The following is a 21301-nucleotide window of genomic DNA, read 5'->3' as shown; positions in this document are numbered from 1 at the left end:
TCATTGAAATTCACTACACTTAACCCCATGCTATTACCCATTACGCGTCGGATGGCATCGGCCTACCAAAGTAGGTCGGATAAGACGCCTGCGTCGCATCCGGCGAAAGCGCCTGCGAGCGTTTCGTTCCCCCTATTTAACCAGGACTGTACCTATGACGAATCCGTTACTGACTCCCTTTGAACTCCCGCCGTTTTCAAAAATCCTCCCGGAACATGTGGTTCCAGCCGTCACTAAGGCGTTGAACGACTGCCGCGAAAATGTAGAGCGCGTGGTAGCGCAAGGGGCACCGTACACCTGGGAAAATCTCTGCCAGCCGCTTGCAGAAGTCGATGATGTACTGGGACGTATTTTCTCCCCGGTTAGCCACCTGAACTCGGTGAAAAATAGCCCGGAACTGCGTGAAGCTTACGAACAAACGCTGCCGCTGCTGTCGGAATACAGCACCTGGGTAGGGCAACATGAAGGGCTATATAAAGCGTACCGTGACCTGCGCGATGGCGATTACTACGCCACGCTGAACACAGCGCAGAAAAAAGCGGTTGATAACGCACTGCGTGATTTTGAACTTTCTGGCATCGGCCTGCCGAAAGAAAAACAGCAGCGTTACGGTGAGATTGCTACCCGTCTTTCCGAACTGGGCAACCAGTACAGCAACAACGTCCTCGATGCGACGATGGGCTGGACTAAACTCGTCACCGACGAAGCGGAACTGGCGGGTATGCCAGAAAGTGCATTGGCTGCGGCAAAAGCTCAGGCCGAAGCGAAAGAACTGGAAGGTTACCTGCTGACGTTGGATATCCCAAGCTATCTGCCGGTAATGACCTACTGCGACAACCAGGCCCTGCGTGAAGAGATGTATCGCGCTTACAGCACCCGCGCCTCCGATCAAGGCCCGAACGCTGGTAAGTGGGACAACAGTAAAGTGATGGAAGAGATCCTCACCTTGCGTCATGAACTGGCGCAATTGCTGGGTTTTGAAAACTACGCCTTTAAATCACTCGCCACTAAAATGGCAGAAAATCCGCAGCAGGTGCTTGATTTCTTAACCGATCTGGCAAAACGCGCACGTCCACAAGGTGAAAAAGAACTGGCGCAACTGCGCGCCTTCGCCAAAGCCGAATTTGGCGTCGATGAGTTGCAGCCGTGGGATATTGCGTACTACAGCGAAAAACAAAAACAGCATCTTTATAGCATCAGCGACGAACAACTGCGTCCGTACTTTCCGGAAAACAAAGCGGTTAACGGCCTGTTTGAAGTGGTTAAACGTATTTACGGCATCACCGCCAAAGAGCGTAAGGATGTCGATGTCTGGCATCCGGATGTACGTTTCTTCGAACTCTATGACGAGAACAACGAACTGCGCGGCAGCTTCTACCTCGATCTGTATGCCCGTGAAAACAAGCGCGGCGGGGCGTGGATGGATGACTGCGTAGGCCAGATGCGTAAAGCCGACGGTTCGCTGCAAAAACCGGTCGCTTACCTGACCTGTAACTTCAACCGTCCGGTGAATGGTAAACCGGCGCTGTTTACCCACGACGAAGTGATCACCCTGTTCCATGAGTTCGGTCACGGCCTGCATCATATGCTGACCCGCATCGAGACCGCAGGCGTTTCCGGTATCAACGGGGTGCCGTGGGATGCAGTCGAACTGCCGAGTCAGTTTATGGAAAACTGGTGCTGGGAGCCGGAGGCGCTGGCGTTTATCTCTGGTCATTATGAAACCGGCGAACCGCTGCCGAAAGAGCTGCTGGATAAAATGCTGGCGGCGAAAAACTACCAGGCAGCGCTGTTTATTCTGCGTCAACTGGAGTTCGGCCTGTTCGATTTCCGTCTGCACGCGGAGTTCCGTCCTGAACAAGGCGCGAAGATCCTCGAAACGCTGGCAGAAATCAAAAAACTGGTTGCCGTGGTGCCGTCTCCATCCTGGGGGCGTTTCCCACATGCTTTCAGCCACATTTTTGCCGGAGGTTATGCAGCAGGTTACTACAGCTACCTGTGGGCCGACGTGCTGGCGGCGGATGCCTTCTCACGCTTTGAAGAAGAGGGGATTTTCAACCGTGAAACCGGACAGTCATTCCTCGACAATATTCTGAGCCGTGGCGGTTCAGAAGAGCCGATGGAGCTGTTCAAACGCTTCCGTGGTCGTGAACCGCAACTGGATGCGATGCTGGAGCATTACGGCATTAAGGGCTGATCAGTCAGTGAAAATCTGCTTAATTGATGAATCGGGCACCGGAGACGGTGCCTTATCTGTTCTGGCGACCCGCTGGGGGCTGGAGCACGATGAAGACAACCTGATGGCCTTAGTGTTAACGCCGGAGCATCTGGAACTGCGCAAGCGCGATGAGCCGAAACTTGGCGGTATTTTTGTTGATTTTGTTGGTGGAGCGATGGCACACCGACGCAGATTCGGCGGCGGACGCGGTGAGGCGGTAGCAAAAGCGGTGGGCATTAAGGGTGATTATCTGCCGGATGTAGTCGATGCCACTGCAGGTTTGGGGCGCGATGCCTTTGTGCTGGCTTCGGTGGGCTGCCGCGTGCGGATGCTGGAGCGTAATCCGGTGGTTGCCGCGCTGCTCGATGATGGCCTGGCGCGTGGCTATGCCGATGCGGAAATCGGCGGCTGGTTACAGGAACGTTTGCAGTTAATTCACGCCTCCAGCCTGACGGCGCTGACCGATATTACCCCGCGCCCACAGGTGGTCTATCTCGACCCGATGTTCCCGCATAAGCAGAAAAGTGCGTTAGTGAAAAAAGAGATGCGCGTGTTTCAGTCGCTGGTTGGGCCGGATCTCGATGCGGATGGGTTGCTGGAGCCTGCTCGCCAGTTAGCGACAAAACGCGTGGTGGTCAAACGGCCGGACTACGCCCCGCCGCTGGCGAATGTCGCCACGCCTAACGCGGTCGTTACCAAAGGGCATCGCTTTGATATTTATGCCGGGACACCAGCGTAAAAGTAAACCGGGTAGCGTTACTGCTACCCGGTTTGCTGCAGGAAAAATTAATTGCTTTCTGGCGTCTCAATCATCCGTTTCAGCCACGGCACCATCAGCAGCATTACCACCGCAACGCCCAGCGTGACCAGACCAATTTTGCTAAACACATCGATGTAGACCGGTAATGTCTGTAGCGGATCGGTAATGTTGTCCGGCACGGCGGTAAATGTCGCTACATAGCCGCCCAGCAAGAATGCGGCTGCCTGCGTCAGGAACCACATCCCGAGAATAAATCCCATCAAATGCTGCGGCACCAGCGCAGCAATCATCGCCAGACCCAGGGCGCTAATAAACAGTTCACCCAGGCTCTGGAACAAGTAAACCAGGACGATAAACCACGGCGATGTCAGTCCCTGGGCATCAGCAAACCACATCCCCGCAGCGGCGGCAGTCAGAAAACCCAATGAACACATAAACATGCCAAGGGTGAATTTCATCGGCATCGAGAGATCTTTGCCTTTGCTGCCCAGACGGGTATAGATAGTCGCCAGTACCGGGCTGGCAATGACCACCCAGAACGGATTGAGCGCCTGGAAGCTGACCGGGTTGATGGAAAAGCCGAGGATTTCATGATGCACGTTGTTGATGGCAAAGAAGTTCAGTGATGTTGGCATCTGGGCGTAGAGGATGTAAAACACCACCGCTTCGAGCATCAGCACAAAGGCGACAAACATCTTGTTGCGCCCGGTTTTATCCAGCTTGAATGCCTGACGGAAGAAAATAATGGTGACGACGATGGAGAGGACTATCAGCACCAGGTTGGCAACTTCCACGTTGTGCATCAGCCATGCGCAGACGAAGATCATCACCACGCTGCCAATCAACACGTACAACAGTTTGCTGAAGCTCATTGATCGAAAGTCTGGCGCAGAACCAATATCTTTTACCATTCCACGACAGGCGATGTAGACCAGTAACGCGACAATTAACCCCGCACCGCACAGATTATAGGTGACGGAATAACCAAATCTGTCAGCGATAACTGGTGCCAGCGATAATGCTATCAACGAGCCGATGTTGATTGACATGTAAAACAGGGTGAAAGCGCCATCGAGCCGCGGATCTTTTGGCGGATAGCACTTAGAAAGCAAGCTGGCAGGGTTGGCTTTAAACAAGCCGTTGCCGACGGCGATAGTCCCCAGCGCGATGAAGATCAGGTCAGGTTTGAGTAACGACATCCCGGTCATAAAGTAGCCAATCGCCAGCACAATTGCCCCGAGAACAATGGTGCGTTTGGTTCCCAATAGATGGTCGCCAACATAACCGCCGATCGAGATAAGGCCATAGACCAGCGCCGCAAAGGCACCAAAGGTGACAAAGGCTTGCTCTTGTGAAAATCCGAGCTGTTTAACGAAGAAAACCGCCAGCACGCCTTGCACGCCGTAGTAGCCGAATCGTTCCCATAATTCGACAAAAAAGATCATAAAAAATGGGCGAGGTTGCTGCAGCATCCCAGTGGGTGTTGTTGTATTCATATTTATTAACCTTCCAATACCGTCCTGAAAAGTATGAACGCGTAAGTGATTGCGCGCGAAAGATTTTACACGCGTCTAAAATTCTTAATATTGATGTAATGAATGCATTAATGCACTATCACAGCAAAAATAATCAGCCAATCATGCTGATGTTTTTATGTGTAATGGCGTTACATGCTTTTTTATGGGGTGTAAATTTGAATTGCTCGCTACGCAGTGAGCTTTCTGACTGCAGATTAACATCGGCTCAAAACAAAAAGCAGAACGCCCGCATGAGCGGGCGTTCAGGAGCAAGTAGAGGGGAATGATTATTCTTCTTCGTCACGCAGTGGAACAATCAGCATATCAACGTGAACGGTGTTGATTAGCTGGCGTGCGGAAGACATCAGTTTGCTCCAGAAGTCCTGGTGATGACCACAAACCACCAGATCCATATCGTATTTCTTGATCGCATCAACCAGAACCTGACCCAGATCGCCGCTGCCGCTCAGAGTTTCAGTAATTGGGTAGCCTGCGTTAGTGGAAAGCTCAGTCAGCGCGTGATGAGTCTCTTCGGAAATGCGTTTCTGCATATCACCCAGATTTACATCAATAAGTCCGGTGTATAGGTCAGAGTAGTTTACATCTACGTGGATCAGAGAAACCTTCGCATTGTAGGGGCGGGCCATAGAGACCGCTTTCTCTACCAGAACTTTGCTTTCAGGGGAGAGATCGACCGCGATGAGAATGTGTTTATAAGCCATAGTGTTACTCCTTCCATAAAGTTGTCGATGACTGGCCAGCTAGCGTTTCTTGTGCCGTTACGTCACCCGCGTCCTGCGAACTACGTGCGCGGGGCTAACCCAGCCGTAAAGATTCAGTGTTAAGACCATCCTTACCTTATAGCGACCTGGATGATCCGTCAATCCGCCTTGCTTACCAATCAGATAATCAAATTTTCGACATGAATATATTGATAGTGGTTAACCTTATGGAAAAAAAACAACCTGATCTCCTACACTATCTATAGAGCCGCTCGGATGTTCGTTACGACAAAAGCGGTTTCTCCAGGACCTGGTGTTAACTGATTGGCAGCGTATCGGGAGCGGTAGCCCCGGGGTGGAACTCCGTGGGCAGGTCGCCGGGGAGGAGGTATGATAAGCACCGTCGCATTATTTTGGGCTTTATGTGTCGTTTGCATTGTTAACATGGCGCGCTATTTCTCATCACTACGCGCGTTGTTAGTGGTACTGCGTAATTGCGATCCATTGCTCTATCAATATGTTGATGGAGGGGGCTTTTTTACCTCACATGGCCAACCCAACAAACAGGTTCGTCTCGTTTGGTATATCTATGCTCAGAGGTATCGTGATCATCACGATGATGAGTTTATTCGTCGCTGCGAGCGTGTGCGTCGGCAGTTTATCCTGACCAGCGCATTGTGTGGTCTGGTGGTGATAAGCCTGATTGCATTGATGATTTGGCATTAAGTACCACGGCAATAAGGCATAAAAAAAGCGGGCCAGAAAACTGACCCGCTCGTTTTTATGCGTGCGATTACAGGAACTGCAAAGAGATCCAGTACAACCCGCCGGAGAGCAGCACTGCAGCCGGGAGGGTAAACACCCAGGCCATCAGAATGCTGGTTACCGTTTTACGCTGCAAGCCACCGCCATCAACGACCATCGTCCCCGCTACGGAAGAGGAGAGTACGTGAGTGGTGGAAACAGGCATCCCGGTATAACTCGCCAGACCGATAGACACCGCCGCCGTCATCTGGGCAGACATCCCCTGAGCGTAGGTCATGCCTTTCTTACCGATTTTCTCACCGATAGTCGTCGCCACACGACGCCAGCCAATCATCGTCCCGATACCTAACGCCAGCGCGACCGCCATGATGATCCATACCGGAGCATACTCGATGGTGCTAAGCATATCGGACTTCAATTTCTTCAACAGACGCTGATCATCCGCAGTGACGCCAGGCATTTTCACCACTTTGTCGATAGTGTCAGAAACGCACAGCATAATGCGGCGCATCTGGCTACGCTGGTCAAGCGACAGCTTGTCGTAGCTTTCCACATCGGCGGTCAACATGCCCTTCAGGCGGTTGAGCGCGTTAATGGTATTCGACGGATGGCAATGGAACTCCGCAGGCTGTGTTGCGCCTGCTTCCGGAGTCGGCACTAACTGATCAGCACCGGTCGCCTGTTTGAGCAGCGCAGGGTGTTGCTCAAAGTAAGCTTCCACGTTGTTGATAGCATCGCGGGTACGAGTGATTTCGTAACCTGTGGCATTCATATTAACCACGAAGCCTGCTGGTGCGACGCCAATCAGTACCAGCATAACCAGACCAATGCCTTTCTGACCATCGTTCGCTCCGTGAGAAAACGCCACGCCGACAGCAGAAAGGATCAGTGCGATACGTGTCCAGAACGGCGGCTTTTTCTTACCGTCTTTCTTTTCACGCTCCGCTGGGGTTAGGTGGATACGGGCGCGTTTCTTGGTGCCGCTCCAGTAGCGACGCAGCAAGAAAATCAGACCACCAGCAAACACCAGGCCGACAATAGGGGAAACGATCAGAGATGCGAAAATACTTAATACTTTCGGGATATTGAGTGCATCCACCACTGACGTACCGGTCATCAACGCATTGGTTAAACCAATACCGATAATCGCGCCAATCAGCGTATGGGAGCTGGATGCAGGCAAACCAAAGTACCACGTACCAAGGTTCCAGATAATCGCCGCCAGCAACATAGAGAACACCATAGCAAGGCCATGAGACGATCCCATATTAAGCAGCAGATCTGTCGGCAGCATATGCACAATGGCATAGGCAACACTAAGACCACCCAGCAAAACACCCAGGAAGTTGAACACTGCCGCCATAACCACTGCGAGCTGAGAACGCATCGCGCGGGTATAGATGACAGTTGCCACGGCGTTGGCGGTGTCATGGAAACCATTGATGGCTTCGTAGAACAGCACAAAAGCCAGTGCAAGCAATAATAACAGCCCGGTATGCAAATCCAGGCCAGCAAACAAATGTAGCATAGGACGTTACGCCATTTTGAGGACATGAACGCGGCGCATTATCAGTGACTTTCGCGGTGCGGGCAAAGTGAAATATAGATTTTTTTGATTTGCCTCCTGTATGAATTTCACTCAAAAAATAATTATCTTATATAATTCATATAAATACTTCCCCTAAGTAATATTGATGCTGGTGCGGCCACTGAGGAATCTTTACAATTCACGCCCATTTTTTCTAAGAGGAGCGCAACGTGGAAAGGTTTGATGCCATTATTATAGGCGCTGGTGCGGCTGGTATGTTCTGTTCTGCGCTGGCAGGTCAGGCAGGGCGCAGAGTTTTGCTGATCGATAATGGTAAAAAACCGGGGCGCAAAATCCTCATGTCTGGTGGTGGGCGCTGCAACTTTACCAACCTTTATGTCGAGCCTGGTGCCTATCTGAGCCAGAATCCGCATTTTTGTAAGTCTGCCCTCGCCCGATTTACGCAGTGGGATTTTATTGATCTGGTCAATAAACACGGCATCGCCTGGCACGAGAAAACGTTAGGGCAACTCTTTTGCGATGACTCCGCACAGCAGATTGTTGACATGCTGGTGGCAGAGTGTGAGAAGGGTAATGTGACCTTCAGATTGCGTAGCGAAGTGCTGAGTGTGGCAAAGGATGAAACGGGTTTTACGCTTGAACTGAATGGTATGACCGTCGGCTGCGATAAACTGGTCATTGCGACTGGAGGCCTCTCGATGCCGGGTCTGGGCGCGTCGCCGTTCGGTTATAAGATTGCCGAACAATTTGGCCTCAACGTGTTGCCGACGCGCGCTGGTCTGGTGCCATTCACACTGCATAAACCGTTGCTGGAAGAGTTACAGGTGCTGGCAGGCGTTGCAGTACCTTCAGTGATCACCGCTGAAAACGGCACGGTGTTCCGTGAAAATTTACTCTTCACGCATCGTGGCTTATCAGGTCCGGCGGTGTTGCAGATATCCAGCTACTGGCAACCGGGTGAATTTGTCAGCATCAATCTGCTACCGGATGTCGACCTGGAAGCCTTCCTTAACGAGCAGCGCAGTGCACATCCGAATCAGAGCCTGAAGAACACGTTGGCGGTTCATCTGCCGAAACGGTTGGTTGAACGGTTGCAACAACTTGGGCAAATCCCGGACGTCCCGCTAAAACAGCTCAACGTGCGTGACCAACAGGCGCTGATTACCACATTGACCGAGTGGCGCGTACAACCCAACGGCACCGAAGGCTATCGCACCGCCGAAGTGACTCTCGGCGGCGTGGACACCAATGAACTCTCATCACGGACGATGGAAGCGCGCAAAGTGTCTGGGCTGTACTTTATTGGTGAAGTGATGGACGTCACAGGCTGGCTGGGAGGCTATAACTTCCAGTGGGCGTGGTCCAGCGCGTGGGCTTGTGCGCAGGATTTGGCGGCAGAATAAGACGTAAAGTACCCCCTCGTTTTCGCAGTGAAATCAGGGGGAATCAACCTGAATAAAGCCCAGATAAGACGCTCAGCGTCTTATCTGAAGTCTTTTCTATTATTTTTTTGCAGACCCTGCTTCTAATATAGAAACGATTGAAAATAGCGTAAAACACACTGCACCTAAGCCAACCAGAACCCGCGAGGGAATAAAGTAAACCATATCGGTTTGCGCAATCTCTGCAAGGAATGCCGCGAGGAACAGGCAAAACAGACAGGTAAATACGGGTATCATGGGTATTCTGTTGGTTAACGAACAGGCGCGTCTCCAGACCAGCGCCAGCAACCACACTTTGGAGAAAATACTGTAGCAGATCATCCCCAGACAAATGAGAATAATACCCGGAGCCAGACGGGCATTTTCATCTGAACTGATTAATACGTAGATGCCCTGAATAACGGTAAGTGAACCGAGTAAAATAACCTAATAACACCAGAGCCAATGTTCTTTCGCTGAGAACGTATTCCGCGTTTGATGGATGATGGTAGCAACCAGACCAATAAGACAAGCGCAAATTGCTGTTAGCCCCAGGAGCACATGGCCTGCAACATAATGTGGTGTGATATTTGCGCTGCGTAACAGCACTATTGACCAAATAAAACCGAAGAGAGTGAGCAGAACGGGGATAGCAATTAAGTAATTACCGATAGTTGAAGAATACGCCTGCAATGGTGTTCCATCACTCTTACTACCCGCTGCGTTTTTCGGGATCAGCAGAAAATGCCCGGAAGAGGCCGCCACGGTTGATACGCAGGCGGCAATCATGCCAACACCGAAAATCACATGCCCGGCGACAAATTCATCTGCCATCACATTATCGCTGGCCAGAAATGACCATCCCCAAATCATAGTTGCAATGGAGCCAGCATAACCAATAACAGGGAATAATGTGTTGTAGAGTTTATTCACGCCATGATTTAACTGAGAGATAATAATAAATGCGGTAGTGAACAATGCCAGACATATTGCAGAGAGAGAAATCAGAACATGCCCTGCAACGAAGTATTCACTTTGTCCAGAACCTGCTAATACAAACTCACCTAATGCGATGCATATTACCCCCATTAGCAAAGGGATTAATTTAAATAACCATCCAATATAGATATTCATCTCTATCTCCATATGTTTTTCTGCTAATATCAGAAAACGTATAAGTAGTATTTTCAGCTAGTTAAATATAACAATGAGATACCACTAATTGTAAAAAGTGACTTTACTATAGCTGGATTTATTGTTGTAAGTATCGGCTTTTAGAGATGGATTAAAGCTGGTAATTAAATATTTATCCTACGATGAATTCTGAATTAATATATTTTTCTTATTTTCATCGTTGCGTAAGGTGCAGTCTTTTCTCATTCATCACCTTTTCGTAAAAAACGTATTCACATTCGGGAAATATTCGTACTCAAGGGGATAATAACTCTGTGTGATAGTTACGTTATTTCCTGTTGTGAAAATTTATGTCGCACAACCTGAGAACCTGTAAAAAGGATTTTTGGTTAAGAACGTAATCGAAATGTAGAACATCGTGGTGTATCACAAGCTGATAATAATCAAATAGACAACATGAATATAACTGTTAGTATTTAATTGATTTCAATTATGAGTATGCGTGTTTCATTTACGGCCAGGAATGCTGATGATGACAACATTACTACCCGTTTTCACTAAGCCTTCCCCGTTGGTGCTCATCTTGCAGCGCCCTGGCCGCATATGCCGTTTCCTTCTTATCCCGGATGGAAGAATCCGCTGAACGTCGTTCAGTGGCAGTTGTAACACGTTTCGTTTGCTTACAGGGATTATGGCGGATCGATTATGGATAAGAGTAAACGCCATCTGGCGTGGTGGGTTGTCGGGGTTCTGGCGGTTGCTACCGTCGTGGCATGGTGGTTGTTGCGCCCGACGGGTGTGCCGGAAGGTTTTGCCGTCAGTAATGGGCGCATTGAAGCGACGGAAGTGGATATCGCCAGCAAAATCGCCGGGCGTATCGACACTATTCTGGTGAAAGAAGGCCAGTTTGTCCGCGAAGGTGAAGTGCTGGCGAAAATGGATACCCGCGTGTTGCAGGAGCAGCGGCTGGAAGCCATCGCACAAATCAAAGAAGCACAAAGCGCCGTTGCTGCCGCCCGGGCCTTGCTGGAGCAGAGGCAAAGTGAAACTCGCGCCGCGCAGTCGCTGGTCAATCAACGCCAGGCTGAACTGGACTCCGTTGCCAAACGTCATACCCGTTCCCGCTCGCTCGCCCATAGTGGGGCTATTTCTGCGCAACAACTGGATGATGACCGCGCCGCTGCCGAAAGCGCCCGTGCTGCGCTGGAATCGGCAAAAGCCCAGGTTTCTGCCTCTAAAGCCGCTATAGAAGCGGCACGCACCAATATCATTCAGGCGCAAACGCGTGTCGAAGCCGCACAAGCCACTGAACGGCGTATCGCGGCAGATATCGACGATAGTGAACTGAAAGCCCCGCGCGACGGACGTGTGCAGTATCGGGTTGCTGAGCCTGGTGAAGTGTTGGCGGCAGGCGGTCGGGTGCTGAATATGGTCGACCTGAGCGATGTCTATATGACCTTCTTCCTGCCAACCGAACAGGCTGGCACGCTGAAACTGGGCGGGGAAGCGCGTCTGATCCTTGATGCCGCGCCAGATCTGCGTATTCCGGCGACCATCAGCTTTGTCGCCAGCGTTGCCCAGTTCACGCCAAAAACCGTCGAAACCAGCGATGAACGGCTGAAACTGATGTTCCGCGTCAAAGCGCGTATCCCACCGGAATTACTCCAGCAGCATCTGGAATATGTCAAAACTGGCTTGCCGGGCGTGGCGTGGGTGCGGGTGAATGAAGAACTTCCGTGGCCTGAAGACCTGGCGGTGAGGTTGCCGCAATGACGCATCTGGAACTGGTTCCCGTCCCGCCTGTCGCGCAACTGGCGGGCGTGAGCCAGCATTATGGAAAAACCGTTGCGCTGAACAATATCACTCTCGATATTCCGGCCCGCTGTATGGTCGGGCTGATTGGCCCTGACGGTGTCGGGAAGTCGAGTTTGTTGTCGTTGATTTCTGGTGCCCGCGTCATTGAGCAGGGCAGCGTGATGGTATTGGGCGGCGATATGCGCGACCCGAAGCATCGCCGCGACGTCTGCCCGCGCATCGCCTGGATGCCACAAGGACTGGGCAAAAACCTCTACCACACCTTGTCGGTGTATGAAAACGTCGATTTTTTCGCCCGCTTGTTCGGTCACGACAAAGCGGAGCGGGAAGTGCGAATTAATGAACTACTGACCAGTACCGGGTTAGCACCTTTTCGCGATCGTCCGGCGGGTAAACTCTCCGGCGGCATGAAGCAAAAACTTGGGTTGTGTTGTGCGTTAATCCACGATCCGGAATTGTTGATTCTTGATGAGCCTACGACGGGGGTTGACCCGCTCTCCCGCGCCCAGTTCTGGGATCTGATCGACAGCATCCGCCAGCGGCAGAGTAATATGAGCGTGCTGGTTGCCACCGCCTATATGGAAGAGGCCGAACGCTTCGACTGGCTGGTAGCGATGAATGCCGGAGAAGTGCTGGCAACCGGAAGTGCCGAAGAGCTGCGGCAGCAAACGCAAAGCGCCACGCTGGAAGAAGCATTTATAAATCTGTTGCCGCAAGCGCAACGCCAGGCGCATCAGGCGGTAGTCATCCCACCGTATCAACCTGAAAACGCAGAGATTGCCATCGAAGCGCGCGATCTGACCATGCGTTTTGGTTCCTTTGTCGCTGTTGATCACGTTAATTTTCGCATTCCACGCGGGGAGATTTTTGGGTTTCTCGGTTCGAACGGCTGCGGTAAATCCACCACCATGAAAATGCTCACCGGGCTGCTGCCTGCCAGCGAAGGTGAAGCGTGGTTGTTTGGGCAACCAGTCGATCCAAAAGATATCGATACCCGCCGGCGGGTGGGTTATATGTCGCAGGCGTTTTCGCTTTATAACGAACTCACCGTGCGGCAAAACCTTGAGTTACATGCCCGCTTGTTTCACATTCCGGAAGCGGACATTCCTGCGCGAGTTGCTGAGATGAGCGAGCGTTTTAAGCTCAATGATGTTGAAGATGCACTGCCGGAATCCCTGCCGCTCGGTATTCGTCAGCGACTTTCGCTGGCTGTGGCGGTGATTCATCGCCCGGAGATGTTAATCCTCGATGAGCCGACTTCTGGCGTCGATCCAGTGGCGAGGGATATGTTCTGGCAGTTGATGGTGGATCTCTCGCGCCAGGACAAAGTGACCATTTTCATCTCCACCCACTTTATGAATGAAGCGGAACGCTGTGACCGCATCTCGCTGATGCACGCCGGAAAAGTACTCGCCAGCGGCACGCCGCAGGAGCTGGTTGAGAAACGCAGGGCTGCCAGCCTGGAAGAGGCATTTATCGCCTATTTGCAGGAAGCGGCAGGGCAGAGCAACGAAGTTGAAGCACCGCCCGTGGGACATGACACCACTCACGCGCCACGTCAGGGATTTAGCCTGCGTCGTCTGTTTAGCTACAGCCGCCGCGAAGCACTGGAACTGCGACGCGATCCGGTACGTTCAACGCTGGCGCTGATGGGGACGGTGATCCTGATGCTGATAATGGGTTACGGCATCAGTATGGATGTGGAAAACCTGCGCTTTGCGGTGCTTGACCGCGACCAGACTGTCAGCAGCCAGGCGTGGACACTCAATCTCTCCGGTTCCCGTTACTTTATCGAACAGCCGCCGCTCACCAGTTACGATGAGCTTGAGCGCCGGATGCGTGCAGGAGATGTGACGGTAGCGATTGAGATCCCACCCAATTTTGGCCGCGATATCGCACGCGGTACGCCGGTGGAAATCGGCGTCTGGATCGACGGCGCGATGCCCAGCCGCGCTGAAACGGTAAAAGGTTACGTGCAGGCGATGCATCAGAACTGGCTACAGAACGAGGCAAGCCAACAATCGACACCAGCCAGTCAAAGCGGTCTGATGAACATTGAGACGCGCTATCGCTATAACCCGGACGTAAAAAGTCTGCCAGCGATTGTTCCGGCGGTGATCCCGCTTCTGTTGATGATGATTCCCTCAATGCTAAGCGCCCTTAGCGTGGTACGGGAAAAAGAGTTGGGGTCGATTATCAATCTCTACGTTACGCCTACTACCCGCAGCGAATTTTTGCTCGGTAAACAGCTACCGTACATCGCGCTGGGAATGCTGAACTTTTTCCTGCTCTGCGGCCTGTCGGTGTTTGTGTTTGGCGTGCCGCATAAAGGCAGTTTCCTGACGCTCACCCTGGCGGCACTGCTGTATATCATCATCGCCACCGGAATGGGGCTGCTGATCTCCACCTTTATGAAAAGCCAGATAGCCGCCATTTTCGGTACTGCCATAATCACGTTGATTCCGGCGACGCAGTTTTCCGGGATGATCGATCCGGTAGCTTCACTGGAAGGGCCGGGACGTTGGATTGGCGAGGTTTATCCGACCAGCCATTTTCTGACTATCGCCCGTGGGACATTCTCGAAGGCGCTGGATCTGACTGATTTGTGGCAACTTTTCATCCCGTTGCTGATAGCCATACCGCTGGTGATGGGCTTAAGCATCCTGCTACTGAAAAAACAGGAGGGATGATGCGCCATTTACGCAATATTTTTAATCTGGGTATCAAAGAGTTGCGCAGTCTGCTCGGTGATAAAGCGATGCTGACGCTGATTGTCTTCTCGTTTACGGTGTCGGTGTACTCGTCGGCAACCGTTACGCCAGGATCGTTGAACCTCGCGCCGATCGCTATTGCCGATATGGATCAATCGCAATTGTCGAACCGGATCGTTAACAGCTTCTATCGCCCGTGGTTTTTGCCACCGGAGATGATCACCGCCGATGAGATGGATGCCGGACTGGACGCCGGACGCTATACCTTCGCGATAAATATTCCGCCAAATTTTCAGCGTGATGTCCTCGCCGGACGCCAGCCAGATATTCAGGTGAACGTCGATGCCACGCGAATGAGCCAGGCATTCACTGGCAACGGTTATATCCAGAATATTATCAACGGTGAAGTGAATAGCTTTGTCGCGCGCTACCGTGATAACAGCGAACCGTTGGTATCGCTGGAAACCCGCATGCGCTTTAACCCGAACCTCGACCCCGCGTGGTTTGGCGGGGTGATGGCGATCATCAACAACATTACCATGCTGGCGATTGTGCTCACCGGATCGGCACTGATCCGTGAGCGTGAACACGGCACGGTGGAACACTTGTTGGTGATGCCGATAACGCCGTTTGAGATCATGATGGCGAAGGTCTGGTCGATGGGGCTGGTGGTGTTGGTGGTGTCGGGATTATCGCTGGTGCTGATGGTGAAAGGTGTGCTGGGCGTACCGATTGAAGGCTCGATCCCGCTGTTTATGCTGGGTGTAGCGCTCAGTTTGTTTGCCACCACGTCAATCGGCATTTTTATGGGGACGATAGCACGTTCGATGCCACAGCTTGGGCTGCTGGTGATTCTGGTGTTGCTACCGTTACAAATGCTTTCCGGTGGCTCTACCCCGCGCGAAAGTATGCCGCAGATGGTGCAGGATATTATGCTGACCATGCCGACGACACACTTTGTTAGCCTCGCGCAAGCCATTCTCTACCGTGGTGCCGGATTCGAAATCGTCTGGCCGCAGTTCCTGACGCTGATGGCAATTGGCGGCGTGTTTTTCACCATCGCGCTACTGCGATTCAGGAAGACGATTGGGACAATGGCGTAAGGAAGGGAAACCTGGCTTCATATTGTGATGTCATAAAGCGAAGTCATAAATTTTAGCTGCGTTCATTACGCAGAACATCTGCCTTTACAGGATCTATCTATGCAACTGAACTTAATTTTATAAATTAAGTTCAGTTAATATCTTTTCTTTCCTCGTTTCAGAAATAAATCAATCTTCCTTCGGCAAGCACTGCAAATGCCCGTGCCGCACGCCGCGCTGGGCGATAACATCATCGGCAAAATGCTGTATATCGCCCATGTCACCTTTCAGCACGGCGATTTCCAGGCAGTCGTCGTGATTAATGTGCACATGCAGCGTGGCGACCGAAAGGTCGTGGTGGTGATGCTGCGTGGAGACAATACGGCTGGCTAAGTCGCGTTTTTCGTGTTCATACACATACGACAGCACCGCGAAACCTTGTGTGCCGTGCTGCTGGGTAGCCTCCTGTGCCAGAGCGCTACGCAGAATATCGCGGATAGCTTCGGAACGGTTGTTATAGCCGCGACGCTGGCTCAGGCTGTCCAGCGTCTCCAGTAAATCGTCATCAAGCGTGATGGTGACTCGTTGCATTTGCGTTAAACCTTTTCTGTGGCGCGACGGCGCAAGGGGAATGCGGGTAATACCGCGTTTTGTAGCACACGTCCGGCGTCAGAGGAAAAGGTTAATTTCTCTCCCACCACCTGGGTTTCGACGATTTGCCCGTTGTCCATCACCATTACCCGCTGGCAAAAACGTTCTACCAGGCGTAAGTCGTGGGTGATGAACAGGCAGGCGGTGCCAAACTGCTGTTGCAGCTTTTTCAGCAGGCGAATCACTCCCGCCTGCAGTACCAGGTCAAGGTTAGAAACGGCTTCATCCAGAATCAGCAATTTCGGTTCGACTGCCAGCGCGCGCGCCAGGCAGACGCGCTGGAGTTGACCGCCGCTTAGCTGCGGTGGGCGCTTGTCGAGCACGCTGTCGTCGAGATCTACCGCATTCAGCATTTCGCTGGCGCGCGCCAGTTGCTCCGATTTTTTCAGCGATAACAGGTGACGCATCGGCTCACGCAGGATCTCGCGCACGGTTTTGCGTGGGTTAACGGCGCTGATGGAGTCCTGAAACACCATCTGAATATCACGGCGGAACGCTTTACGCTGGGCGCGATTGAGCTTCGCCAGCGGTTCACCGCGCCAGCTAATCGTGCCCTGCGACGGCGACTCTAAACCCACCAGCAGCCGTGCGAGAGTACTTTTCCCACAGCCGCTGCGCCCCAGCAAGGCGACAGTTTCACCGCTTTTCAGGGTCAGAGAAACGTTATTCAGTACCGCCTGATGCTGGTGCTTACCGCTAAATCCACCGTGCGCATAGTGATGTGAAAGGCCGGAAACGTTAAGTAAAGTCATGATGCCAGCTCCATACCGTAAAGCGCGAGATGAGCGGAAACCAGGCTGCGCGTCACCGGATGTTGCGGTGCGTTAAACAGCGTTTCGACATCGCCCTGTTCGACAATCTTACCGTGTGACATCACTGCTACATCGTCCGCCAGACGCGCCACTACGCCCATATCATGAGTGACCAGCAACATTCCCGGAGCCTGCTTTTGCATAATGCTTTCCAGCAGATCAAGGATGCGCGCCTGCGCCACCACATCAAGGTCGGTAGTCGGTTCATCAGCGATGATAAACGGTGATTCACACAGCACTGCCATCGCAATCATCATGCGCTGCAACATGCCGCCGCTCATCTCGAACGGGTACAGTTTCAGCACGCGCGCAGCGTTTTCCAACCCCACTGCTTCTATGGCTGCGATAAGCGTGGCGTCATCGGCGGGTTTCCCTAACGCCAGGCAGGTTTCTCGCGCGTGGGTGTGCATGGTGTGCAGCGGATTAAAGGCGCTGCGTGGGTTTTGCATGATGGTAGCAATTTTGACACCGCGTAGGGCGCAGGGAGAAACCGGTTTGCCATCGGCTAAAATTTCCCCAGCCGTCTGGCGAACGCCTGCGGGTAGAATGCCCAGCGTCGCGGCGCAGGTTAATGATTTCCCGCTGCCGCTACCGCCAACTAACGCCAGCACGCGCCCGCGTTGCAGGGTTAACGATACACCGTGCACCAGCGGCTTTGCGGCCTGTAGCGCGATATCGCGCAGTTCAATCTGTTGCGGCATTAGTGTGCGTGCTCCGTCACCAGATGAGGATCCAGATGATCGCGCAGTGCGTCACCCACCAGGTTAAAGGCCATCACGCTGATAAACAGCGCCAGCCCCGGCCAGAACATTTGTAGCGGCTGAGTCCAGATATACTGGCGCGCGTCGTTAATCATCACGCCCCATTCGGCGGTCGGCGCGGTCACGCCGAGGCCGAGGAAGGACATTCCCGCCACGTGCAGCATCATATGGCCGATATCCAGCGTTGCCAGTACCAGCAGCGAAGGGATCACCGCGCCTGCCAGATGGTCGACAAACACCCGCACATGGCCAGCGCCAGAAAGCCGTGACGCCAGCACAAACTCGCGTTGGCGCAGTGAAATCACCAAGCTGCGCACCATACGTGCATACCACGCCCAGTGCGACAGGGCGATGGCGATAATCACGTTGGTTAGCCCGGTGCCGAGTACGCCGACCATAAAGAACGACAGAATCGAGGTCGGGAAGGTCATAAACATATCCGCAACGCGCATGGTGGCCTGATCGACGCGCCCGCCAATCAGCCCGGCACTACCGCCAATAATCAACCCTAACGTCAGTACCAGCAGCAGGCAGGCCATTACTGAGCCGAGCGACACGCGAGTCGCCGCCATCAGCCGCGAGAAAATATCGCGGCCTAAATGATCAGTGCCCAACCAGTGCTGCGCATCTGGCGAAAGCAGGCGAGAAGGCAGATCAATCGCCTGTGGATCATACGGTAGCCACCACTGGCTGGTGAGCGCAATCAGCGCCAGCAGGGCGATAATGATCAGCGCCAGGCGTACCGACCAGCGGGAAGAGAGGAAAAAGTTCACGCGTGCGCTCCTTCATGACGACGAATACGCGGGTCCAGCGCAGCATTGATCAAATCAACAATCAAATTACAGACCACAAAAACCACCACCATCATCAGCGTAAAACACTGAATGACCGGATAGTCACGGTTAAAAATTGCCGACACGGCGTAACGGCCGACGCCCGGCCAGGCAAAGATATTTTCGATAATCATTGTCCCGCCGATCAGTTCGCCAATGTGCATCCCCACGGCGGTGATCATCGGCAGCGAGGCATTGCGCAGGATGTGACGGCGTTCGGTCTGTTTGTCGTTCAGACCGCGTAGCCGCGCCCAGGTCACGTGACGCTGACCGGCGACGTCCAGCATACTGGCGCGCAGCAGACGTGCGTTTATCGCCAGCGACATAAAGGCGATGGATACCGCAGGTAAAATGAGGTGCTGCCAGCCGCCGTAGCCCATCGCGGGCAGCCATTGCAGATACACCGAAAACCCCATCACCAGCAAAAATGCCAGCCAGAAGTTAGGCATCGACACGCCGAGAAACGCGATAAAACGCACGGCGAAATCGGGCAGGCGATCGCGATGGCGCGCCGCCCAGATACCGAGCGGCACGGAAGTGAGCAGAATTAACACCAGCGCCGCGCCTGCCAGTTCCAGCGTGGCGGGCAGGAAATTCAGCATATCGTCCAGCACCGGGCGTTGGCTGGCGAATGAGACACCAAAATCAAGATGTAGCGCCTTCCACAGCCAGGTGCCGTATTGCACGTACAGCGGCTGATCCAGACCGAGCATTGTGCGGGTAGAAGCCAGCATTTCCGGCGTCGGCGGCAGGTTGGACAGACGCAGATAATCGAGTGCTGGATCGCCGGTGCCGAGGCGTAGCATCAGAAAAATGATCACCGAGGCGGCAAGCACCATCGGGATCAGCAGCAGAAAGCGGCGCAATACATAACGCAACATTAAGGTTTCACCGGTTTAATCTGTTCGAACGGAATTTCAGTGGCAATCGGCGCGTAGGGGATGTTGCCCAGTTCCGGTTTTGCCACCACCATCATCGAGATATAGCTGATTGGCAGATAAACCGCCTCGTCGTGCAGACGGGTCAGAATGTCGCGATATAGTGCCTGACGTTGTGTTTCGTCATGGGTCGCCAGCACTTCGCCAATCTCTTTATCAATCAGCTGTTTGTCGGCTAATCCTTGCTGTGCCTGGAAGTCAGCGTGCGACGGTACGCGCATCGAACTCAGGAAAGCGTGTGGATCGTATGGCGCGCCCCAGGTGCGGTGGAAAATCATTCCAAATCGACCGTCACGCTGGCGGGCGTAGATACTGCTCTCTTCTTCTCCAATTAATGTGACATCAGCGCCAATCTGGTGCATATCGGCCTGAATGATTTCTGCCATTGATTTGCTTAACGCATCGGTGCCGATGAACGACAGTTCAATGCGCAGCGGCTGACCGTTTTTCTCGCGGATATCTTTGCCCGCAGGCAGCGTCCAGCCTGCTTTTTCCAGCAAATCTTTCGCTTTCTGTGGATCGTACTGACGCGGCTTCAGGCCGAGATTAGCGTAAGGCACAGAAGGGGCAAACAGAGTGTCGGCAACCTGCTGGGTGCCATACAATGCGTTATCAATCAGCGATTTTTTGTTTACGGCGTAATTGAGCGCTTCCCGCACTGCCAGCTCGTTGGTAGGGGCTTTGGCGGTATTAAGCGCCAGCATCACAGTTTCGATCGGTTGTGACAGTTGAGTGTGGTAAGCCGGGTTCTGGCTAAAGCGGGCGAAGGTATCGAGTGGCAGCAGCCCTTCATTACCGTACAGCAGGTCGATATCACCGGTTTCGAAAGCTACCGCGCGAGTAGTCGGGTCGGGGATCACGTTGAAGGTGATCTTTTTAATTGCCGGTTTTTCACCCCAGTAGTTTTCGTTACGGACGAAGACATCGTATTGATTCAGTTTCGATTCCTGCAAAACCCACGGCCCGGTGCCAATCGGGGCTTTAATCCCGTTCATGGTTTCGTGGTTTTTAAATTGTGACGGAGCGATAAAGCGGAAAGGGCGCGGCAGAGCCAGTTCTTGCAGGAAAGGATAGTAGGCGCTTTTCAGGGTGATTTGTAGCTCGGTTTTGCTGAGTGCTTTGACACCAACAATCTGATTTGCCAGCTCCAGCCAGGCGTGACGTTGACGGTTATCGAGCACTGCGCGGAAGTTTTCTGCTGCGGCCTCTGCATCGAACGGTTCACCATTAGAGAATTTCACGTCATCACGCAGGGTGAAGGTCCAGGTTTTGCCATCTTCCGAATGGGTCCAGCTTTTTGCCAGCCACGGGGTCACCGAACCGTCTGCCTGATATTTCACCAATGGTTCATAAACCATGCTCTGGGCGAACATCTGATTAGGCGTGTAAAGGTGCGGGTTTAGTGGCCCGACGTTCACCGGCCAGGCGGTGGTGATTTCATCTGGCGCGGCGGCATGGACGATAAAAGACGCACAAGCCAGCAGCGCAAACAGAGTGCGGCGGAGTGTGGAGAACATGGTAACCCCAATGGATTAAAATAGATGGCGGAAATAAGTATGACGATTTTAAGTATTCGTCATACTGATAACCTGTTCTGGATCAAGAGATAGGC

18 protein-coding genes and 1 pseudogene are annotated in these 21301 nt (G+C 52.8%); 9 read left to right on the top strand and 10 right to left on the bottom strand.

Going from position 1 to position 21301, the window contains the following annotated elements; genetic code table 11:
- Positions 1-154: 154 nt before the first annotated feature.
- Together prlC and rsmJ are read left to right on the top strand one after the other, a co-directional pair.
- Positions 155-2197: an oligopeptidase A gene (prlC, locus tag C1192_RS15400; RefSeq protein ID WP_000184159.1), complete on the top strand. Its 2043-nt coding sequence runs from the start codon at positions 155-157 to the stop codon at positions 2195-2197.
- Positions 2198-2204: 7 nt separating this feature from the next.
- A complete protein-coding gene (gene rsmJ, locus C1192_RS15395; RefSeq protein ID WP_001517284.1) occupies positions 2205-2957 on the top strand; it encodes a 16S rRNA (guanine(1516)-N(2))-methyltransferase RsmJ in 753 nt (250 codons plus the stop codon).
- 47 nt (positions 2958-3004) lie between these two features.
- Here the strand turns inward: rsmJ and dtpB are convergent, their stop codons facing one another.
- Entirely contained in the window at positions 3005-4474 is a 1470-nt protein-coding gene (dtpB, locus tag C1192_RS15390) for a dipeptide/tripeptide permease DtpB (RefSeq protein WP_038354359.1), read from the bottom strand.
- Between dtpB and C1192_RS25330 the strand changes: the two genes are divergently transcribed.
- A complete protein-coding gene (locus C1192_RS25330) occupies positions 4429-4782 on the top strand; it encodes a hypothetical protein (protein WP_071985614.1) in 354 nt (117 codons plus the stop codon). The genes dtpB and C1192_RS25330 overlap by 46 nt on opposite strands.
- Here the strand turns inward: C1192_RS25330 and uspA are convergent, their stop codons facing one another.
- Positions 4783-5217 (bottom strand): universal stress protein UspA, encoded by a 435-nt coding sequence (uspA, locus tag C1192_RS15380; RefSeq protein ID WP_000323571.1) that lies wholly within the window; start codon positions 5215-5217, stop codon positions 4783-4785.
- Positions 5218-5607: 390 nt separating this feature from the next.
- On the opposite strand from uspA, the gene uspB reads away from it, so the two are divergent.
- Positions 5608-5943, top strand: coding sequence for a universal stress protein UspB (uspB, locus tag C1192_RS15375; protein WP_000626185.1), 336 nt, complete (start codon positions 5608-5610; stop codon positions 5941-5943).
- Positions 5944-6010: 67 nt separating this feature from the next.
- Here the strand turns inward: uspB and pitA are convergent, their stop codons facing one another.
- Positions 6011-7510 carry an inorganic phosphate transporter PitA gene (pitA, locus tag C1192_RS15370; RefSeq protein ID WP_000902773.1) on the bottom strand — a complete coding sequence of 500 codons (1500 nt, stop codon included), beginning with the start codon at positions 7508-7510 and terminating at the stop codon, positions 6011-6013.
- Between the two features lie 230 nt (positions 7511-7740).
- Here pitA and C1192_RS15365 point away from each other — a divergent pair, with 230 nt between their 5' ends.
- Positions 7741-8934, top strand: a complete 1194-nt coding sequence (locus tag C1192_RS15365) for a BaiN/RdsA family NAD(P)/FAD-dependent oxidoreductase (RefSeq protein WP_000439152.1) — start codon at positions 7741-7743, stop codon at positions 8932-8934.
- A 99-nt stretch (positions 8935-9033) separates the two neighbouring features.
- Here the strand turns inward: C1192_RS15365 and C1192_RS15360 are convergent.
- Positions 9034-10086: pseudogene (locus C1192_RS15360) on the bottom strand (DUF2776 family protein).
- Positions 10087-10615: 529 nt separating this feature from the next.
- Between C1192_RS15360 and C1192_RS25505 the strand changes: the two are divergent.
- From C1192_RS25505 to C1192_RS15345, 4 genes are all read left to right on the top strand, one after another.
- Complete coding sequence (locus C1192_RS25505) at positions 10616-10729, top strand: hypothetical protein (RefSeq protein WP_214678606.1); 114 nt, start codon at positions 10616-10618, stop codon at positions 10727-10729.
- 62 nt (positions 10730-10791) lie between these two features.
- Positions 10792-11859, top strand: a complete 1068-nt coding sequence (locus tag C1192_RS15355; protein ID WP_000361522.1) for an HlyD family secretion protein — start codon at positions 10792-10794, stop codon at positions 11857-11859.
- On the top strand, positions 11856-14591 hold the full coding sequence (rbbA, locus tag C1192_RS15350) for a ribosome-associated ATPase/putative transporter RbbA (protein ID WP_001517282.1): 2736 nt from the start codon (positions 11856-11858) through the stop codon (positions 14589-14591). Before C1192_RS15355 ends, rbbA begins: the two co-directional genes overlap by 4 nt.
- Positions 14591-15715: an ABC transporter permease gene (locus tag C1192_RS15345; RefSeq protein ID WP_016262635.1), complete on the top strand. Its 1125-nt coding sequence runs from the start codon at positions 14591-14593 to the stop codon at positions 15713-15715. Before rbbA ends, C1192_RS15345 begins: the two co-directional genes overlap by 1 nt.
- Positions 15716-15883: 168 nt before the next feature.
- On the opposite strand, the gene nikR is transcribed toward C1192_RS15345, so the two are convergent.
- From nikR to nikA, 6 genes are read right to left on the bottom strand one after another with little or no spacing between them, the layout of a single operon-like run.
- Positions 15884-16285, bottom strand: coding sequence for a nickel-responsive transcriptional regulator NikR (gene nikR, locus C1192_RS15340; RefSeq protein WP_001190061.1), 402 nt, complete (start codon positions 16283-16285; stop codon positions 15884-15886).
- 5 nt (positions 16286-16290) lie between these two features.
- A complete protein-coding gene (nikE, locus tag C1192_RS15335) occupies positions 16291-17097 on the bottom strand; it encodes a nickel import ATP-binding protein NikE (RefSeq protein WP_038354358.1) in 807 nt (268 codons plus the stop codon).
- The gene (gene nikD / locus C1192_RS15330; protein WP_038354357.1) at positions 17094-17858 is read right to left on the bottom strand and encodes a nickel import ATP-binding protein NikD; all 765 of its coding nucleotides are present in this window, start codon (positions 17856-17858) and stop codon (positions 17094-17096) included. The genes nikE and nikD overlap by 4 nt, the downstream gene beginning before the upstream one ends.
- On the bottom strand, positions 17858-18691 hold the full coding sequence (gene nikC / locus C1192_RS15325) for a nickel ABC transporter permease subunit NikC (RefSeq protein WP_001008957.1): 834 nt from the start codon (positions 18689-18691) through the stop codon (positions 17858-17860). Before nikC ends, nikD begins: the two co-directional genes overlap by 1 nt.
- Positions 18688-19632, bottom strand: coding sequence for a nickel ABC transporter permease subunit NikB (nikB, locus tag C1192_RS15320; protein ID WP_000947086.1), 945 nt, complete (start codon positions 19630-19632; stop codon positions 18688-18690). The genes nikC and nikB overlap by 4 nt, the downstream gene beginning before the upstream one ends.
- Positions 19632-21206, bottom strand: a complete 1575-nt coding sequence (gene nikA / locus C1192_RS15315; RefSeq protein ID WP_038354356.1) for a nickel ABC transporter substrate-binding protein — start codon at positions 21204-21206, stop codon at positions 19632-19634. The genes nikB and nikA overlap by 1 nt, the downstream gene beginning before the upstream one ends.
- Positions 21207-21301: the final 95 nt, after the last annotated feature.

The sequence above is a fragment of the Escherichia marmotae genome (assembly GCF_002900365.1).
Classification (GTDB): domain Bacteria; phylum Pseudomonadota; class Gammaproteobacteria; order Enterobacterales; family Enterobacteriaceae; genus Escherichia; species Escherichia marmotae.
The sequence above is the reverse complement of the archived record's forward strand: the minus strand, read 5'-3'. Positions and strand labels throughout refer to the sequence as shown.

What these genes read in the sequence shown, in the direction of transcription:
- prlC (WP_000184159.1), top strand. Translation starts at nt 155, where the DNA reads ATGACGAATCCGTTACTGACTCCCTTTGAACTCCCGCCGTTTTCAAAA.
- C1192_RS25330 (WP_071985614.1), top strand. Translation starts at nt 4,429, where the DNA reads ATGGGCGAGGTTGCTGCAGCATCCCAGTGGGTGTTGTTGTATTCATAT.
- dtpB (WP_038354359.1), bottom strand. Translation starts at nt 4,474, where the DNA reads ATGAATACAACAACACCCACTGGGATGCTGCAGCAACCTCGCCCATTT.
- uspA (WP_000323571.1), bottom strand. Translation starts at nt 5,217, where the DNA reads ATGGCTTATAAACACATTCTCATCGCGGTCGATCTCTCCCCTGAAAGC.
- uspB (WP_000626185.1), top strand. Translation starts at nt 5,608, where the DNA reads ATGATAAGCACCGTCGCATTATTTTGGGCTTTATGTGTCGTTTGCATT.
- pitA (WP_000902773.1), bottom strand. Translation starts at nt 7,510, where the DNA reads ATGCTACATTTGTTTGCTGGCCTGGATTTGCATACCGGGCTGTTATTA.
- C1192_RS25505 (WP_214678606.1), top strand. Translation starts at nt 10,616, where the DNA reads ATGATGACAACATTACTACCCGTTTTCACTAAGCCTTCCCCGTTGGTG.
- C1192_RS15355 (WP_000361522.1), top strand. Translation starts at nt 10,792, where the DNA reads ATGGATAAGAGTAAACGCCATCTGGCGTGGTGGGTTGTCGGGGTTCTG.
- rbbA (WP_001517282.1), top strand. Translation starts at nt 11,856, where the DNA reads ATGACGCATCTGGAACTGGTTCCCGTCCCGCCTGTCGCGCAACTGGCG.
- C1192_RS15345 (WP_016262635.1), top strand. Translation starts at nt 14,591, where the DNA reads ATGCGCCATTTACGCAATATTTTTAATCTGGGTATCAAAGAGTTGCGC.
- nikR (WP_001190061.1), bottom strand. Translation starts at nt 16,285, where the DNA reads ATGCAACGAGTCACCATCACGCTTGATGACGATTTACTGGAGACGCTG.
- nikE (WP_038354358.1), bottom strand. Translation starts at nt 17,097, where the DNA reads ATGACTTTACTTAACGTTTCCGGCCTTTCACATCACTATGCGCACGGT.
- nikD (WP_038354357.1), bottom strand. Translation starts at nt 17,858, where the DNA reads ATGCCGCAACAGATTGAACTGCGCGATATCGCGCTACAGGCCGCAAAG.
- nikB (WP_000947086.1), bottom strand. Translation starts at nt 19,632, where the DNA reads ATGTTGCGTTATGTATTGCGCCGCTTTCTGCTGCTGATCCCGATGGTG.
- nikA (WP_038354356.1), bottom strand. Translation starts at nt 21,206, where the DNA reads ATGTTCTCCACACTCCGCCGCACTCTGTTTGCGCTGCTGGCTTGTGCG.